Genomic DNA, 18,563 nt, shown 5'->3' with positions numbered 1-18,563 from the left:
TCTCTCCCTCCGTACGCGGACGGATAATCAGTTAACTATATACCCGTCATACTCAGCCTGCCTGCTCGTGGCGGGTAAACCGGTCATCTTCACGGGTATAGCGGATGTCCGTCTCTTTTCAGGCAGATAAACTACCATAACCGGACGGGCTAACCGCAGTGAAAATTATTCTTTAAAATCGGCAGCATCCAGTTCGTGCCGCGATAACAGTTTATAGAATTCCGTGCGGTTACGTCCCGCCAGCCGTGCGGCATTAGTGACATTGCCCCGGGTCATTTGCAGCAGTTTACGCAGATAGTTAAGCTCAAACTGATTACGCGCCTCTGCAAAAGTCGGCAGCGCCGTATTTTCGCCGGCCAGCGCCTGTTCCACCAGTGCCTCCCCGATTACCGGAGCGGACGTCAGCGCCACACACTGCTCAATCACATTCACCAGTTGCCTGACGTTGCCCGGCCAGGCAGCAGCCATCAGGCGGCGCATCGCATCGGTGGAGAAACTACGTACAAAAGGCTTATGCCGTTCGGCAGACTGCTTAAGCAGATGATTAGCCAGCAGGGGGATATCCTCAGCGCGCTCATGCAGGGCCGGGATCTTGAGATTGACCACGTTAAGACGGTAGAACAGATCTTCGCGAAACTCTTTCTTTTCCATCGCTTTAGGCAAATCACGATGTGTGGCAGAGATGATGCGCACATCAATGTCGAGATCGCGGTTGCTGCCCAGCGGGCGAACCTTTCGCTCCTGCAGCACGCGCAGCAGCTTGACCTGTAAAGCCTGCGGCATATCACCAATCTCATCCAGGAACAGCGTACCGCCCTCAGCAGCCTGGAACAGCCCTTCACGGCTGCTGACAGCGCCGGTAAAAGCCCCTTTCGCATGGCCGAACAGCTCTGACTCCAGCAGCTGTTCCGGCAGTGCGCCGCAGTTAATGGCGATAAAGGTTTTGCCCGCGCGTGGGCTGGCGGCGTGGATCGCCTGGGCCAGCACCTCTTTACCGGTGCCGCTCTGACCATTGATCAGGACACTGACATCCGACTGCGCCACCATCCGCGCCTGATCGAGCAGACGCAACATCACCGGGCTGCGGGTGACAATGCTTTCACGCCAGGCTTCATCGCTGGAAGGGGCGCGGTGGGCCAGCGCCCCGTCGATAGCTTTATACAGCGCATCGCGGTCGACCGGCTTGGTGAGAAAACTGAAAACGCCCTGCTGCGTCGCCGCCACTGCGTCAGGGATCGAGCCGTGGGCGGTGAGTATAATGACCGGCATCCCCGGCTGCAGTTTCTGGATTTCCGCAAACAGCGCCATGCCGTCCATTTCATCCATACGTAAATCGCTGATCACCAGATCGAGCGTCTCGCGATTCAGCACCCGCAGCGCCTCAGGGCCACTTTCAGCGGTCGTAACACTAAAACCTTCACTACTGAGGCGCATCCCCAGCAATTTCAACAGGCTGGGATCGTCATCGACCAGCAGCAACCTTGCTGATTTTTTGATCATGGGTTGGCATCATCCTGTGACGGGTTATCAGTCGGTACGGACGTGTCATCGCCGTGGCTGTTCGTCTCCGGGCCATCCGGGGAGCGACGCGAAGACAGACGGCGTTCAATATCCGTCAGGGTATCGAGTTTACGCCGGGTCACGACCAGCTCGCTTTTCAGGCTCATTTGCTTCTGACGAAGCGCGTCCAGCTGACTATCACTGCTCTCCTGCAGCTGGGCATAGCGCATCCGTTCTTCAGAGAGCTGCAACAGAGATCCCTGCCCTTCACGCCACAACATCATTAATGGACGCACCGATGCGGGATAATCATAGCTGAAACTGTCCAGGCGTTTAAGGAAGGCACGTCTCTCAACAGGGGTCACGTTGCCATTATTGAGTAATACCGCCTGTTTGAAGGCGCTCTGCCAGTTATCCCCGGGCCAGCGACGCGCCTCAGCCCGGGCATCCACCGCCGACAGCCTGATACCGCAATCAATGGCTCGCAACCAGTACAGGGGGTTTTCGGTCGCGGCCACATCGTCAAATGCCCAGAGGTGTTCGCAGGCGACCATTTGATAATCGACAATTTTGACGTCAGGTTCGCTCACCTGGATATCCGCACGGCTGGCAGCGCGTTGAGTGGCTGGCTGGCTACAGGCCAGCAGGCTCAGCGCCAGTAAGACAATGACCGTAAATCTGCCTGAATGCCCGTGTTGCACTGCGGCAGTAAAACGTGATGATTCCATTATGATAATGTCCCGGCGGTGGTGTTTAATTCGATACGGAAGCAGACATCAGCATCAACGCTGTCGATCAGTTGTAAGTCTCCCTGCAGCCGGCGCAGGCAGTCTTTGGCAATACTCAGCCCCAGTCCGCTGCCTTTGACCGCCCCTTTACGTTGCAGATTTCCCTGGAAGAAGGGTTCAAAAATCATCGCCCGTTCCGCTGCAGGAATGGGGGTTCCGGTGTTGGCCACCTCAATCACCACACGGCTGCCCTGTTGCCGGCTACGGATCCAGATATTTCCGGATTCTGCGCCGTAGTGTACCGCATTGGAGTAAAGATTATCGATGGCCCTTAATAACAATGTCGGCTCAGCGCGGCAGTGGTCTGCCTGCAAATCAATGTGGATATGAAGCAGTTTAGCGCGGGCCGTCAGACTGTGGGAGGAAACCAATGTATCGATTAATGGGCGCAGTTCAACATCCTCCAGCGCTACCGGACCATCGGCCAGCTTGCGATTATAGTCCAGCAGTTGCTCAATCAGCGTTTGAAGATGACGACTGCTGTCGTTAAGAATGCTGACAACCTCTTTCTGATCCGGCGTCAGGGGCCCGGCGACCTGATCGGCGAGCAGCTCGGTGCCCTCACGCATGCTGGCCAGCGGGGTTTTTAATTCGTGGGAGATATGGCGCAGAAACTCATGCCGCTGGGACTCCAGCCAGGCCAGACGCTCGCTGAGCCAGAGAATACGCTGCCCGAGGGAACGGATCTCGCGAGGCCCTTTAAAGGCGAGGCTTTGTCCCAGCGGACGACCTTCCCCCAGGCGGTTGATCATGCGCTCAACCGCTTTCACCGGGCCGATAATCATCCGGGTAAACAGCATAACCAACCCGAAACTGAGCAGAAACAGGAGCAGCGCCTGCCAGCCAAAATACTGGCCACGTTCGGCAATCTCACGCTGCAGTTGCAGGCCGCGAGAAAACACCACTTCACGCGTGGCCTGCACCAGCTGACCGTTAGCAGCAGAGAACGCTTCAAGCTGATCGGCTGCCGCAGGTAGCGGGCTGCTGTTGACGCACTTAATCTGGCTCAGCTGCGTCAGGTTCTGACGCAATACCTGCCAGGTGCGCATATCCGGCAGCACCGGTGCGTGGGCATCCAGCATTTGCGAATAGCGGCTCCGCTGCGTCTGATAAAGCCGTGCCAGCATCGGGTCGTCCAGCACACAATACTGACGGTAGCTGCGTTCCAGCTCCAGCGCCGTGCGCGCCATAGCTTCGCTACGGCGCACATCGGTCAGCGTGGTACGGTTGGTATCGGCCGCCCGGTCACTCAGTGCCGACAGGCTTTCCCATGCCTGCCAGGCCAGCACCAGCAAGGGTAATAACACCAGTAAAAAGGCCATCAGCACCAGCTGACGTAACGATCGCGGTAACAGACGCCATTTCTTCACGACACAGGTTCTCTTTGCAGTAGTTAAGGCGATGCTAGCTGAGAGTGGACGGAGAAGAAAGTGCACGGGGATAAAATGAAAATGGCCGGTTCAAAGAACCGGCCACTGGCGTTACGCCGGTAAGCCTGCGTAACTGAATAGGTGGTGCCTAACTCAACGTTGCGTCCGATGTTTGATAACGTCACAGCGTGAACGATTATCGGTGTGGTGGACGACAGGCACCGTATTGTGCGTCATTCTGGGTGTTATGGGCACTTGACCGCTTGCGCAGGGCTGTCATAACCAGGTGAATGAGCCACTGACGATAATATAGCAATAACTGTGCCACATTGGAAATAAATTTTTAACTTACTGAAATAGTTGATTATTAATAATCACCTGCCAGTGACATCGCCCATTTTTGACCATCAGGTCTGCAAAACTGTCGCCAAATGACTACATCCCGATAGCAGGAAAAAACAAGTATTAAAAATCAGTGAGTTAAACGTCTCCTTTTGGAGACAGACTTAGGGCGGCTTTGTAGTGAAATGGCAACACTGTCCGTCTGACCGCCGTGAAAGCAAAAAAACCGGCCTCCTGAGAGGCCGGTGAGGATGTACTGCGATTCACTCAGGCAGGGATTTAGCCCAATTGTTTACGCGCATTGCGGAAGATACGCATCCACGGGCTGTCCTCGCCCCACTCTGCCGGATGCCAGGAGTTGCTGACCGTGCGGAAAACGCGCTCCGGGTGCGGCATCATAATGGTCACCCGGCCGCTTTCGTTCGTCACAGCAGTAATGCCGTTCGGCGAGCCGTTCGGGTTCGCCGGATACTGCTGCGTCACCTTGCCAAAGTTGTCGACGAAGCGCAGCGCCACCAGACCTTTGCTTTCCAGCTGGGCCAGATGCGCCTCGCTGCGCACCTCCACGAAACCTTCACCGTGCGATACCGCAATCGGCATCCGTGAACCGGCCATGCCTTCCAACAGCAGCGACGGGCTGGCCGCCACTTCCACCAGGCTGAAGCGGGCTTCAAAACGCTCGGACTGGTTACGCACAAAGCGCGGCCACTCTTCGCTGCCCGGGATCAGCTCGCGCAGGTTTGACATCATCTGGCAGCCGTTACAGACGCCAAGCGCCAGGGTCTGCGGACGGTGGAAGAAGGTTTCGAATTCGTCGCGCACGCGGGTGTTAAACAGAATCGACTTCGCCCAGCCTTCGCCTGCCCCAAGCACGTCACCGTAGGAGAAGCCGCCACAGGCCACCAGCGCCTGGACGTCAGCCAGGCCGCGACGGCCTGCCAGCAGATCGCTCATGTGCACGTCAACGGCGTCAAAACCGGCTCGGTGGAAGGCCGCCGCCATCTCAACGTGTGAGTTAACGCCCTGTTCACGCAGCACCGCCACTTTCGGACGTGCGCCGGTCGCGATGAACGGCGCTGCGATATCCTCCTGTGGCTTAAAGGTCAGCGCCACGTTCAGGCCCGGATCGCGGTCATCTTTCTTCGCGTCATGTTCCTGGTCGGCACAGGCCGGGTTATCGCGCAGGCGCTGCATCTGCCAGGTGGTTTCTGCCCACCAGGTACGCAGCGTGGTGCGGCTTTCACTGTAGACGGCAGCATCGCCTGAAGTGACCACAAAGCGATCGCCTTCCACGGCCCGGCCCAGCAGATGAACACAGTCGCTCAGGCCATGATCGGCAAACACCTGTTGCACCGCCTCACGATCGGCGGCCGCGATCTGGATAACCGCGCCCAGTTCTTCATTAAACAGGGCCGCCAGGCTGTCGCTGCCCAGCGCCGCAATGTCAACCTCTACGCCGCAGTGGCCGGTAAAGGCCATCTCTGCCAGCGTCACCAGCAGGCCGCCGTCAGAGCGATCGTGGTAGGCCAGCAGCCTGCCATCCGCCACCAGCGCCTGGATAGCGTTATAGAAGCCCGCCAGTTGCTGCACGTCACGCACGTCGGCAGGCTTGTCGCCCAGTTGACGGTAGACCTGCGACAGCGCCGTTGCCCCCAACGCATTCACGCCTTTACCCAGGTCAATCAGCATCAGGACATTGTCACCCGTCTGCAGCTGCGGGGTCACGGTTTTCCGTACGTCTTCCACGCGGGCAAAGGCGGTAATCACCAGCGACAGCGGAGAAGTCATCTCACGCTGTTCGCTTCCCTGCTGCCAGCGGGTTTTCATCGACATAGAGTCTTTGCCGACCGGGATGGTGATCCCCAGCGCCGGACACAGCTCTTCACCAACGGCTTTCACTGCTTCATACAGCCCGGCATCTTCGCCCGGGTGACCGGCAGCAGCCATCCAGTTTGCCGACAGTTTGATGCGCGTCAGCGGGCCGATGGCCGTCGCCGCGATATTGGTCAGCGCTTCCCCTACGGCCAGGCGACCGGAGGCGGCAAAGTCGAGCAGCGCCACCGGAGCACGTTCGCCCAGCGCCATGGCTTCACCGTAGTAGCTGTCAAGGCTGGCGGTGGTCACTGCACAGTTGGCCACTGGGATCTGCCATGGCCCGACCATCTGATCCCGGGCCACCATGCCGGTGACCGAACGGTCACCGATGGTGATCAGGAAGGTCTTCTCTGCCACGGTCGGCAGGTGCAGGACACGGTTTACCGCATCCGCCACGGTGATCCCGTCACGTATCAGCGGCTCGCCTTTCACTTGCAGCGTGGCAACGTCGCGGGTCATTTTCGGGGTCTTGCCCAGCAGCACGTCCAGCGGCATATCAATGGGAGTATTGCCGAAATGGCTGTCCGACAGGGACAGGTGCATCTCTTCGGTAGCCTCACCAATCACCGCGTAAGGCGCACGCTCACGCTGGCACAGGGCATCAAACAGCGCCAGGCTGTCCGGGGAGACGGCCAGAACATAGCGCTCCTGGGACTCGTTACACCACACTTCCAGCGGGCTCATGCCGGGTTCATCGTTCAGAATGTCACGCAGATTGAAGCGTCCGCCACGTTCGCCATCACTGACCAGCTCCGGCATGGCGTTAGAAAGACCGCCTGCTCCCACGTCATGGATAAACAGGATCGGGTTCGCTTCACCCAACTGCCAGCAGCGATCGATCACTTCCTGACAGCGCCGTTCCATCTCAGGGTTGTCACGCTGCACTGAAGCAAAGTCGAGGTCTGCATCCGACTGGCCCGACGCCATTGAGGAGGCGGCCCCGCCGCCCAGGCCAATATTCATCGCCGGGCCACCCAGCACGATCAGTTTGGCACCGACGGTGATTTCACCTTTCTGTACGTGATCGGCACGGATATTACCGATACCGCCCGCCAGCATGATCGGCTTGTGGTAGCCGCGCAACTCTTCGCCATTATGGCTGTTGACGCGCTCCTCGTAGGTACGGAAGTAGCCATTCAGAGCAGGACGACCAAATTCGTTATTAAACGCCGCGCCGCCCAGAGGGCCTTCGGTCATGATATCCAGCGCGGTAACAATGCGATCGGGTTTGCCGAAATCTTCTTCCCACGGCTGTTCAAAGCCAGGGATACGCAGGTTTGATACGGAAAACCCGACCAGACCGGCTTTAGGTTTTGCGCCGCGCCCGGTCGCCCCCTCATCGCGGATTTCGCCACCGGAACCGGTCGCGGCACCCGGCCATGGCGAGATCGCTGTCGGGTGATTATGGGTTTCCACCTTCATCAGGATATGAGCCTCTTCCTGATGGAAGTCGTAATGGCCCTGTGCGTCAGCGTAGAAGCGCCCGACCTGAGAACCTTCCATCACGGCGGCGTTGTCTTTGTACGCTGACAGCACGTGATCGGGGGTCTTCTCAAAGGTATTTTTAATCATTTTGAACAGCGACTTCGGCTGAACCTGCCCGTCAATCACCCAGTCGGCGTTGAAGATTTTATGGCGGCAGTGCTCAGAGTTGGCCTGAGCAAACATGTACAGTTCGATATCGTTCGGGTTGCGCCCCAGTTGTTCAAACGCCGCCTGCAGGTAGTCGATTTCATCATCGGCCAGCGCCAGCCCCAGTTTAATGTTGGCCTGAACCAGCGCGTTACGCCCTTCACCCAGCACGTCTACACTCTGTACCGGCGCAGGCTGATGCTGAACGAACAGCGCGTCGGCCTGATTCAGATCCGTAAACACGGTTTCCATCATGCGGTCGTGCAGCAGGGCCGCCAGCGCTCCCCACTGTGCTTCCGTTAACTGTGGCGCCTTGACATAGAAAGCCAGACCGCGCTCCAGACGCAGCACCTGCGGCAGGTCGCAGTTATGGGCGATATCCGTCGCTTTGGAAGACCAGGGCGAAATGGTACCGGGACGAGGCGTCACCAGCAGCAGACGACCTTCCGGGGTATGTTCAGCGAGAGAGGGGCCGTATTTCAGCAGGCGCTGCAAACGGGATTTTTCATCCGCACTCAGCGGCGTGCTGACATCAGCGAAATGGACGTACTCAGCGTAAATGTCACTCACCGGCAGGTGAGCATCCTGAAAGCGGGCCAGCAGTTTGTTAATACGAAATGCCGACAGAGCGGGCGAACCACGCAGAATTTCCATCATTAAAGATCTCTCGTCTCGAAGCGCCGGGCGACGCTTCATTGGGCGCAACAGGGGAAAACGGGCGGTATTATAGTGAATCCGCACCGGTTACGAAACCGTTTGCGCAGAATTTATCGCGATAAGGAATTGCCTGAAAAACACACAAATCGGATGGAATTCAGTTGCGGAGCCGCGCGGAGTTGCGCAGAATGCCCCACGCTCAGGGCCAATTATAGATCACAAATACTGCCATAGAAGACAGATACCTGAGAACCATCGAGAGATAACTATTTGAAACGCCTTAAATTTAATTATCTGCTGGTCGGGCTGATCACGGTACTTCTGGCGCTTGCGCTGTGGCCGTCTATCCCGTGGTACGGGGGCTCCACCGACCGGATTGCACAGATAAAATCGCGGGGAGTGCTTCGTGTCAGCACGATTAATTCTCCGCTGACTTACTACACGGTTAATAAATCACCAGCGGGTATGGACTACGAGCTGGCGAAGCGCTTCGCCCGTTATTTAGGCGTGAAGCTCGAAGTTACCGTTCGCCCTAACCTGGGCGATCTGTTTGATGACCTGGAAGATGATAAGGCCGATCTGCTGGCGGCCGGCTTAATTTATAATAATGAACGGCTGGCGCGTTTTCGTGCGGGCCCGTCCTATTATTCCGTTTCCCAACAGCTGGTGTACCGCATTGGCGCTCCTCGCCCCAAAAACCTCGGCGATCTGAAAGGTCGCCTGACGGCGGCATCCGGGTCAGCTTATCTGTCAACGCTGCGCAATGTGAAAGCGCATCAGTATCCCGACCTCGACTGGGCGATCTCCACCGATCAGACCCCCCAGGGCCTGCTGGAGGCGGTAGCGGATGGCAAACTCGACTATACGGTAGGGGATTCGGTCACCATTGCCCTGATGCAGCGGATCCATCCGCAGCTGGCGGTGGCCTTTGACATCACTGATGAAGAGCCGGTGACCTGGTACGTGCAGCATGAGCAGGACGACAGCATGAATGCGGCCCTGCTCGACTTCTTTAATCAGATGGGCGAAGAAGGCGCGATGGCCCGACTGGATGAGAAGTATCTGGGTCACGTCGGCACGTTTGACTATGTCGACACGCGGACCTTCCTGCGCGCCATCGACGGCACGCTCCCGGACATTCAGCCGCTGTTCGAGAAGTACGCCCAGATTATTGACTGGCGTCTGCTGGCGGCCATCTCCTACCAGGAATCACACTGGAACCCGCAGGCCACCTCACCGACCGGGGTACGCGGCCTGATGATGCTGACGCGTAACACCGCTGACAGCCTGAACGTCAGTGACCGTACCGATCCGGAGCAGAGTATTCGCGGCGGCAGTGAGTATCTGGTGCGCATGATGGAGAAAGTGCCGTCCACCGTGCCGGAAGATGAACGTATCTGGTTTGCGCTGGCGGCCTATAACATGGGGTACGCCCATATGCTTGATGCACGCAAGCTGACGGAAAAGCAGAAAGGGGATCCGGATAGCTGGGCCGATGTGAAAGTGCGCCTGCCGATGCTGAGTCAGAAACGCTACTACAGCCAGACCACCTACGGCTACGCCCGCGGCCATGAAGCTTATGCCTACGTGGAAAATATCCGCAAATATCAGTTGAGTCTGGTCGGCTATCTGCAGGATCAGGAGAGAAAGCTGGCACAGCAGGCGGCTATGGAGGCCGAACTGGGCAGCGGTTACCCGACAGTAGAAGCGAAAATCGCGTTAAACTAAACCGACGCAGCCTGACGGGCAGACCGCAACAGAAAATCCCTCCTACAGGCGCTGGGCTTTCTTTTCAGCACGACGCTGGCGGAAAAAATCGCTCAACAGCGCAGCGCACTCTTCCGCCAGGACACCCTGTTCCGTCTGTACATGATGGTTCATTCCCGGGTGCCCCAGCACGTCAAGCAGTGAACCTGCCGCTCCGGTTTTTGCATCGCGCGCGCCATACACTAACCGCCCTACGCGCCCGTGAATCATTGCCCCTGCACACATCACACAGGGTTCCAGAGTGACGTACAGCGTGGTGTCCAGCAGGCGATAGTTCTCAATCACCTTTCCCCCCTGCCGGATCGCCATCATCTCGGCGTGTGCCGTCGGATCGTGGTGACCGATTGGACGGTTCCAGCCTTCACCAATTACCCGCCCCTGATACACCAGCACAGCGCCCACGGGGACTTCTCCCTCGTCCCAGGCACGCCTGGCCAGTGTCAGCGCATGGCGCATCCAGAATTCATCATTATTCTCAGTCACCCGCATCTCCGGCAAAAAAAAGCGCGACATTATATCTTTAATTGTCGGTTATTCCAGTTGCTGTAGCTCTCCCACCGGGGTAACCCGGAAGCGATGCTGGCAAAAATAGAGTAGCGGATTGTCCTGCTTACTGTCGCTGTAACCGCTGTAAAGCTGTAACGGGGTACCAATCTGCTCTTCCAGCTGCGCAACTTTTTCATGGCCCAGGCAGCGCATCGCCAGCACCCGTCCTCCCCAGGCTCGCCCCATCTGGCTGGCGATCAGTTTAACCCGCGGCAGAAAAGCCGAATCAAAGTAGACCTGCTCCACCAGCGGCTGTGGCGACCCGGTGATCAGCCAGACGTCGGCATCCTCACTGGTGAGGTAGTCCGTCAGCCGCTGCTGCACCACGGGAAACGCCGTCACTCGCTGACGGAACCAGTGAGAAAATTGCTGCTCACGCTCCGTCAGGCGTGCCTCACTGTGGCCAAAAGTAATTGACCACAGCAACAGGCTCATCGGCCAGCGTGCGGCACGCCCTTTAACCAACAGGCCGAGACCAATCACTGGCAGCAGCGGCACGACCAGCAGCAGGTTCAGGGGCTGACGCCAGAGCAGCCAGCGCATATACGTGCCGAACATATCCTGCTGATGCAGGGTGCCATCAAGGTCAAAAAATACCACGCGTCGTTCCCGACTGGTTGTCAAACCTTACTCCTCAGGGTCATTGAACCCCATAAACCATGCAAACAGAAAACCGCAAATGACGGCTGTCAGCCAACCCGCCAGATACATCAGCACTTTGCCAGCCACGATGGTCATCGCCAGCGGCAGGCCGGAAAGCCCGAATGTAATGAGGGTAGCGACCTTAGCATAACTGATTACCGCGCCGCCAACTGCCCCCCCCAGGCAGGCAGCGATAAAAGGGCGTCCGAGCGGAAGCGTAACACCAAAGATAAGCGGTTCGCCCACGCCGAGGATCCCCACCGGCAGTGCCCCTTTAACCAGCTTTTTCAGCCTGGCATTCCGCGTTTTCATTAATACCGCCAGCGACGCGCCGACCTGCCCTACCCCGGCCATCGCCAGAATGGGCAGCAGCGCGTTATAGCCGTGCGCCTGCACCAGCTCGACGTGGATCGGCACCATGCCCTGGTGCAGGCCGGTGAGAACCAGCGGTAAAAAGGTTCCCGCCAGTACTGCTCCTGCCAGCATTCCGCCGCGATCGATGGCCAGCGTGGCCCCATGAGCAATGGCGTCTGAAATCATACCGCCCAGCGGCTGTAACAGCACAATCGCCAGTGATGCTGTAATAAGTGTAGTCAGAAGCGGGTTAAGGATCAGCTCCAGAGACTCTGGCAGCCGCTGTCGCAGACGTTTTTCAATCCAGCACATCATGACCACCACCAGCAAGACGGCAATCACCCCGCCGCGTCCTGGCTGGAGCGGTTCGCCAAACAGGGTGATCTGCGCCAGCGCCGGACTGGAAAGGATGCCCGCCATAACGCCACCCAGCGCGGTCGACCCGCCGAAGACTTTGGCCGTATTCACCCCGACCAGAATGTTCATGATGGCGAAAACCGCACTGCCAACAATCGCCGCCAGCCCGATAAGATTGGGATACTCAGTGGCGAGGTTACCCACGATATCCGGGCGTTTAACAATATTAATCAGCCCGGTGATCAAACCGGAGGCGATAAAAGCCGGGATCAGTGGAATAAAGACATTCGCCAGCTGGCGCAACGCATCGCTGAAAGGAGCGCGATACTGCGCTTTCGCCTGGGCCTTATTCTGTCTGACCATCGCCGCTGCGTCAGCCGACCCGGGCGCTGAAATCAGGGTGCGCATCGCATCGGTCACTTTGGCTGCCGCCCCCGGCCCCACAATAAACTGATGTTGACTGCCCTGCTTAACGTAGCCTTTCATCCCATCCAGCCGGCGCAACTCGTCCGGCACCAGCAGGCTTTCGTCACGGACCTCGACGCGTACGCGCGTCATGCAGTTTTCCAGTCGAATAACATTGGCCGCGCCGCCAATACCCTGCAATAACGCCTGTGCCAGCTGGAGAGATTTTTCCATGGAGGATCCTTTTTATGCCATTAGTCGCTGGCGAGTGCCGCACGCAAAAAGCCGTTACAGGCAATCAGTCGCTGTTTTGCCTGGTCAGCCGGAAGATCGGCGAGAATCATTAGAATCGCGGTTTTCACTTCGTACTGCGCTTGCTGTAAGGCGTTCTCAGCCAGCTGCGCATCGCAGCCCGTAGCTTCACACACCATGCGCCGCGCGCGATCAACCAGTTTGATATTAGTCGCCTGCATGTCCACCATCAGGTTTTGGTAGACCTTACCGATTTTAACCATGGCCCCCGTAGAGAGCATATTCAGCACCAGCTTCTGGGCCGTTCCCGATTTCAGGCGCGTTGATCCGGTCAGCGCCTCCGGGCCAACCACGGGCGAGATGGCAATCAGCGCTTCACGGGCGATGGGGGAGTCGGGGTTGCAGGAGATTGCCGCCGTACGACAGCCCTGCTGGCGGGCAAAGCGCAGCGCACCCGTCACGTATGGCGTGCGCCCGGAGGCGGCTATCCCCACCACCATATCGTTAGGCGTCAGGTTCAGCGCCTGTAAATCCGCGATCCCCAGCTGTTCATCGTCCTCAGCGCCTTCTACTGCTTTCAGTAAGGCACCCGGGCCGCCGGCAATCAGCCCGACAATCATGCCGTGCGGTACGCCAAAGGTTGGCGGGCATTCGGACGCATCCAGCACGCCCAGCCGTCCGCTGGTGCCGGCCCCCATATAGATCAACCGGCCGCCGGAAGAGAGTGCGGCGGCGGCGGCATCAACGGCCTCCGCCACCTGCGGCAGCGTCAGACGGACGGCTTCCGCCACGGTGGCATCCTGCTGATTAAATCTCGACAACATCTCTAACGTTGACAAATTATCCAGGTCGAGCGTCTCCGGATTACGCATCTCTGATACCAGTGAACCAAGATCCATGAACATCCTCTTTTTTGAATTTTTAATTCATCTTAAGATAAATATATACGAATATTTTATTCTTTGCCGTAACCCATTTTACCCTTTTTAATCATGGAAACCTTAAAATGGCACGTTAGACTTAGGACACTGAATGTTATCATTACAGATAATTCAATATGATGAGCCTGATTCGTAAGAGGAAAAATGATGAGTTCACTGCTGCGTATCCGTCAGCTTTATCCCAGCCTGGCTCTGAATGAACGTCGGCTTGCTGACTACCTGCTGTCGCAGCCGGACCGCGCCCGTCATCTGAGTTCACAGAAACTGGCGGATGAGTCAGGGGTCAGTCAGTCCAGCGTAGTAAAATTCGCCCAGAAACTGGGCTACAAAGGATTTCCGGCACTGAAGCTGGCACTGAGTGAATCACTTACGGAGAAGGATGCGATCACCGTTCATAATCATATTCTGAGTGATGATGCGCTGAAAGTAGTTGGAGAAAAGCTGTTTACAGAGAAGTGTTCCGCGATTCGCGCCACACTGGATATTAACAGTGAAGAGATGCTCCTGGAAACATTGCGCCTGTTGAAGCAGGCCAGACGTATCGTGCTGGTAGGTATCGGCGCTTCCGGCCTGGTTGCCAAAGATTTTTCCTGGAAGCTGATGAAGATTGGCATTAGCGCGGTGGCGGAACAGGATATGCATGCCCTGCTGGCCAGCGTTCAGGCCTTAGAGGTGGGCGATGTGCTGCTGGCGATCTCTTACACTGGCGAACGCCGCGAGATTAACCTGGCCGCCCAGGAAGCCCAGCGCATCGGCGCCACCGTACTGGCGTTTACGGGATTCACGCCCAACACTCTCCAGCAGGCAGCCAGCCACTGCCTGTACACCGTGGCAGAAGAGCAGACAACGCGAAGCGCGGCCATCTCGTCAACCACTGCGCAACTGGCGCTGACCGACCTGCTGTTTATGGCGCTGATCCAGCGCGATCCGGAACGGGCTTCCAGCCATATCCGTCACAGCGAAGCACTGGTGAAAAAGCTGGTCTGAGCAGAGAGTGCGCGTAAATACCCGCGCACTTTAACCTGTTTTTGACTGAGATCGATGGTGTCGCTGCCCATTAAAAAATATATCCAATGTGATATCTCTAAGCACCGATACAATTTCCTTTGTAATCTGCAGGTTATTAATAACATCCCTGCTTTTCCCTGTCGATGCAGTTAGCAACACAAACCCTACCAATTTCAGTACAAGATGACCTGATTTCACTTCATATCAAAACATGTTGATGTATTATCGGGTTCAACGAAGGTTAACGAGGAAGAAATGAAAAAGAGGAGAGTCGGATTTTTGATGCCAATGTAAGAGCAAGCCAATACAGATAATGCGGAAATAGCGACAAACTTATCTGTTCACGGAATCGGACTATTAGCTGTCCAGTCTTAGACAATTTTTGTGATAGTGCTTACAGCATATGTATCAGCAAGATATATGATAGATATCAAGAGAGGGCTAATGAATAAAACTCAGGCTATTGATTATCTCCGAAAAAAACTTGTAGCAGATAGGGTTATTTATATCCGGGAATCTTCACTGGTTTTGAAAGTCACAGAAAGAACCGTAAGACGCTACATAGATCAGTTATGCCATCAAGGCATCGCAAGTAAGTTTTATGGCGGAGCGAAAATAAAAAATTTAAATATCGAAAAAAACGTAAATGAACTATTAAACCAGAAGCGAGGAATAGACTTTCCGTCATACGTAAAAATTGAAGATAAAACTCACAAAGCGTTGTCAAATTTAATTTATATTTTCGGATCATTTAATCTTGATATCGTTACCGAAGTTATGCACTTTCCTGCCGTAGGGGAAACAATAAAAGCAATTTCAACAGAGTTTTTCCCTGGAGGGAAAGGGGCAAATCAGGCAATTGCAGCATCCCAATTTAATGATAACATTCATCTTTTTATTAAAGTTGGGAATGATGCACCAGGAGATATTGCAGAACGATACCTTCAGGGGTCACGCATAAACAAAACAACTATAATCAGAGATACTGAATTAAAGACAGGAAGTGCATTAGTCATGATTGAAATGGAACAAGGGAATAGTAATATCGTTATTGATCCTGGTGCAAATGAAAACATTGATATGCATGAAATACTTAGCGAACAAATAAATATTATGCAAGCAAAGGTTTTTTTGACTCAATTAGAAAACAATATACAGGCAACTAAACTTGCACTAGAAATCGCCAGCGCATATCGATGTTATATCATTCTCAACCCGGCACCCTACTCTGAGGATATACTTTCACACTTACATCTTGTTGATCTACTGACACCGAACGAAAAAGAGGCAGAACTTCTTTCAGGAATAAAAATAAACACTAATGATGATGCTGATATTGCTTTAAAAAAAATACACAGCATGGGTGTCAATGAAATCATTATGACACAGGGCCAACAAGGCGCTATTTATTATAATGGTGTCGTGATGAAAAGGTTTCGGGCTATCTCAGCGGCGGTAGTTGATACCAGTGGTGCCGGAGATGCTTTTAATGGTGCATTAGCCGCAAAGATAGCGGAAGGCAGTAGCATGGACAATGCTATCCGGTACGCAGTGGCTTATGCTTCTCTTGCTGTAGAGAAAAAAGGTGCCTCGTCAATGCCAGCAAAAGAAGGCGTGTCTGATCGACTACTCAAAGGAAAATACAGAGAATAATTTTTTAAAGCGCCTTTGAGACTTCAGAAAACCGCGTAATATTAAAATATTTTAATTTAGCACAGTTTAACCTATACAAGGTGGCATACTATGAAATATTTCATATTTTCATTAAGCTTATTATTTATTATAATAATCACTGCTGCTATTAGTTTCAGTCGCAAGGATATGCTCAGGAGAGCAAGACCCATTATTATTATTCTTAGCATTGAATTTATCACCACTCTGGTTTTAATGCATACTTCAGCGGGGGAAAACTCATTAAACTATATTGAATCCAGAATAGAACATCTTATTCATTACGCCAATCAGGGGATTAATTTCGTATTCGGTGAAATCACAAACAAATCATCACCCGCGTTTATTGTTGTTGCATTGCTGCCTCTGGTTTTCATTTGCTCTTTAATCGGATTATTAAAACACTTTAAAATCCTTAATATCTTTATAATTATCATAGGCTCCAGTATTAACAGAATTTCTAAACTGGGCAAGCTGGAATCATTTGCTGCAGTAAATACTATTGCAGTCGGAATGACGGCTGTTTATGTTTCTATAAAAGAATATATCCCCCGATTAACACAGCCACAGATGTATACAATTGCGGCCTGTTCGCTCTCTACCGTGGATTTGGCTATTCTGGGAGCTTATACACAGATGCTTGAACCACGTTATGTATTTATAGGCGTTTGTTTGAATTTTTTTAGCACTATTATAATAGTTTCACTAATAAACCCTGGTGAACCAGCAGCTGTAAATGCATCATTACACCCAGAAGCGGAGGGGAATAAAAAATCATTTTTCGAGATGCTCATTGAGCATATGCAAGATGGTTTTAAAGTTCTACTTGCTGTTGTACCCGCACTGCTTGGTTTCATTGCATTGATTGCGATGCTAAATGATATTTTTAGTTACGCTTTAGGAAAAACATTCCAGGAACTGATTGGATATCTGTTTTCACCATTCGCCTTTCTTATGGGGATCCCGTGGAATGAAACAATAAAGATGGGACAAGTTATCGCAACAAAAATAATGGCAAATGAATTTGTTGCGATAATTGAATTTATTAAAATGACAAGCATTGATACGCGATCAGAGGCTATAATGTCTGTATTCCTGATCTCATTTTCGAATCTAGGATCGATCGCTATGATCATAGGCTGCGTGAGTAATATCAGTAAAGAGCATGGTAAAATGATCGCATCCAATAGTTTTAGATTAATAGTAGGATCAACACTGGTCAGTTTCCTTTCATCTTCAATAGTAGGAATCGTTATTTAAACCACTAACATCTGGAAATCAGACAGGTGAAAAACACTAAGGATATAATGTTATATTATTGCTCTTCAATAGTAGAAAGACTTTTAACAAAACCTGCAAAAAAACTTAAATACTAAATGTATAATTAAGTTGTTATTCCCCTAGTAAAGGGATAAAAAATATCAATGTCTAACCCTATCAGGAAAAAAATAAAAATGGTAAAAAAAATAATAATTGATTGTGACCCTGGAATAGATGATGCTATAGCAATACTATTAGCGATAGCAGATCCTGAAATAAAATTAATGGGTATCACCACTATTGCCGGCAATATTAGTGTTGACAAAACATTTAAAAACGCGAGGAAAATTACAGAGCTTGCTGGAAAAAGTGACATCCCTGTATTTAAAGGTACTTCCCGTCCACTTATGTTCGCTGCGGGAAAAACGACCATGGTTCATGGTGAAAATGGACTTGGCGGCATAGAACTACCTGAACCAGTCCAGGAAGATTCTGGTTACCATGCCGTGGATTTTATTATTAAAACCGTAATGGAAAACCCCGGAGAAATTATAATCTGCCCTATAGGCCCCCTAACTAACATTGCATTAGCGCTTATTAAAGAGCCTGCACTGGCTGATAATATTAAAGATATTGTGCTGATGGGTGGCGCTGCTTTCTGTCCTGGCAATATCACTGCTTATGCTGAATTTAATTTTTATGTTGATCCCCATGCTGCCCATATTGTTTTTGATACTGCCAGGCATGTGACGATGTTGGGTTTGGATGTCACAGAAAAAGTAGATATTCGTAAAGGGTTATGTAACATTCTTGAGACTGGAAATCATGTAGCACAGATTTCCGCCAGTATGTCACGAGTATATGCGATGAAAGATCCTTGCCTACATGATCCTTGCGCAATTGCCTATGTAATAAATCCTGGTTTATTTTCAGGCATTAAAGGTAGTATTGAAATTGACTACACTTCAAAAGAAAAATACGGGCAATGTTTCGCCAGAACAGAGAAAGAACTCGTTAATGAAAATGCAATTATTTCTAATGAACGTCCTTTATATAACGTAAACATCATATTAGATGTTGACAGTAAAGCTCTTTTAGAGCTTATTTCGTCTAACATAATGTCATTATGATATAAAAAAAGGACTGCCTCAAACGCCAGTCATTTTTAGCAGAATAGCGACCTGAATAAACGAAAC

Annotated in this window: 13 protein-coding genes; 5 read left to right on the top strand and 8 right to left on the bottom strand. The window is 52.9% G+C overall.

Annotated elements, in window-relative coordinates:
* Positions 1 to 165: 165 nt before the first annotated feature.
* The 4 genes from glrR to purL all read right to left on the bottom strand — a co-directional run bounded on the left by glrR (position 166) and on the right by purL (position 8,164).
* Positions 166 to 1,500, bottom strand: coding sequence for a two-component system response regulator GlrR (glrR, locus tag K6L24_RS05235; RefSeq protein WP_062744627.1), 1,335 nt, complete (start codon positions 1,498 to 1,500; stop codon positions 166 to 168).
* Entirely contained in the window at positions 1,497 to 2,228 is a 732-nt protein-coding gene (gene qseG, locus K6L24_RS05230; protein ID WP_118663433.1) for a two-component system QseEF-associated lipoprotein QseG, read from the bottom strand. The genes glrR and qseG overlap by 4 nt, the downstream gene beginning before the upstream one ends.
* Positions 2,228 to 3,610 (bottom strand): HAMP domain-containing sensor histidine kinase, encoded by a 1,383-nt coding sequence (locus tag K6L24_RS05225; protein ID WP_194716011.1) that lies wholly within the window; start codon positions 3,608 to 3,610, stop codon positions 2,228 to 2,230. The genes qseG and K6L24_RS05225 overlap by 1 nt, the downstream gene beginning before the upstream one ends.
* Before the next feature lie 669 nt (positions 3,611 to 4,279).
* Positions 4,280 to 8,164, bottom strand: a complete 3,885-nt coding sequence (gene purL / locus K6L24_RS05220; protein WP_222682013.1) for a phosphoribosylformylglycinamidine synthase — start codon at positions 8,162 to 8,164, stop codon at positions 4,280 to 4,282.
* 270 nt (positions 8,165 to 8,434) lie between these two features.
* On the opposite strand from purL, the gene mltF reads away from it, so the two are divergent.
* On the top strand, positions 8,435 to 9,892 hold the full coding sequence (gene mltF, locus K6L24_RS05215; RefSeq protein ID WP_062744617.1) for a membrane-bound lytic murein transglycosylase MltF: 1,458 nt from the start codon (positions 8,435 to 8,437) through the stop codon (positions 9,890 to 9,892).
* 42 nt (positions 9,893 to 9,934) lie between these two features.
* Here mltF and tadA read toward each other — a convergent pair whose 3' ends face one another.
* The 4 genes from tadA to murQ are packed head-to-tail and all read right to left on the bottom strand — an operon-like array spanning position 9,935 to position 13,392.
* Positions 9,935 to 10,414 (bottom strand): tRNA adenosine(34) deaminase TadA, encoded by a 480-nt coding sequence (gene tadA / locus K6L24_RS05210; protein WP_118665652.1) that lies wholly within the window; start codon positions 10,412 to 10,414, stop codon positions 9,935 to 9,937.
* A 48-nt stretch (positions 10,415 to 10,462) separates the two neighbouring features.
* On the bottom strand, positions 10,463 to 11,101 hold the full coding sequence (gene yfhb / locus K6L24_RS05205) for a phosphatidylglycerophosphatase C (protein WP_062744614.1): 639 nt from the start codon (positions 11,099 to 11,101) through the stop codon (positions 10,463 to 10,465).
* Positions 11,102 to 11,104: 3 nt separating this feature from the next.
* Positions 11,105 to 12,469 carry a PTS transporter subunit EIIC gene (locus tag K6L24_RS05200; protein WP_062744612.1) on the bottom strand — a complete coding sequence of 455 codons (1,365 nt, stop codon included), beginning with the start codon at positions 12,467 to 12,469 and terminating at the stop codon, positions 11,105 to 11,107.
* A gap of 20 nt (positions 12,470 to 12,489) precedes the next feature.
* Positions 12,490 to 13,392 (bottom strand): N-acetylmuramic acid 6-phosphate etherase, encoded by a 903-nt coding sequence (gene murQ / locus K6L24_RS05195; protein WP_274603500.1) that lies wholly within the window; start codon positions 13,390 to 13,392, stop codon positions 12,490 to 12,492.
* Positions 13,393 to 13,575: 183 nt separating this feature from the next.
* Between murQ and K6L24_RS05190 the strand changes: the two genes are divergently transcribed.
* From K6L24_RS05190 to K6L24_RS05175, 4 genes are all read left to right on the top strand, one after another.
* Positions 13,576 to 14,415 (top strand): MurR/RpiR family transcriptional regulator, encoded by an 840-nt coding sequence (locus K6L24_RS05190; protein ID WP_062744608.1) that lies wholly within the window; start codon positions 13,576 to 13,578, stop codon positions 14,413 to 14,415.
* A 465-nt stretch (positions 14,416 to 14,880) separates the two neighbouring features.
* Entirely contained in the window at positions 14,881 to 16,089 is a 1,209-nt protein-coding gene (locus tag K6L24_RS05185) for a PfkB family carbohydrate kinase (protein WP_222682012.1), read from the top strand.
* Between the two features lie 90 nt (positions 16,090 to 16,179).
* Positions 16,180 to 17,367, top strand: a complete 1,188-nt coding sequence (locus tag K6L24_RS05180; protein WP_062744606.1) for a nucleoside transporter C-terminal domain-containing protein — start codon at positions 16,180 to 16,182, stop codon at positions 17,365 to 17,367.
* Positions 17,368 to 17,531: 164 nt separating this feature from the next.
* Positions 17,532 to 18,497: a nucleoside hydrolase gene (locus K6L24_RS05175; RefSeq protein WP_245006714.1), complete on the top strand. Its 966-nt coding sequence runs from the start codon at positions 17,532 to 17,534 to the stop codon at positions 18,495 to 18,497.
* Positions 18,498 to 18,563: the final 66 nt, after the last annotated feature.

Origin of the sequence: Erwinia persicina, from assembly GCF_019844095.1 — a bacterium.
Lineage (GTDB): Bacteria > Pseudomonadota > Gammaproteobacteria > Enterobacterales > Enterobacteriaceae > Erwinia > Erwinia persicina.
The sequence above is the reverse complement of the archived record's forward strand: the minus strand, read 5'-3'. Positions and strand labels throughout refer to the sequence as shown.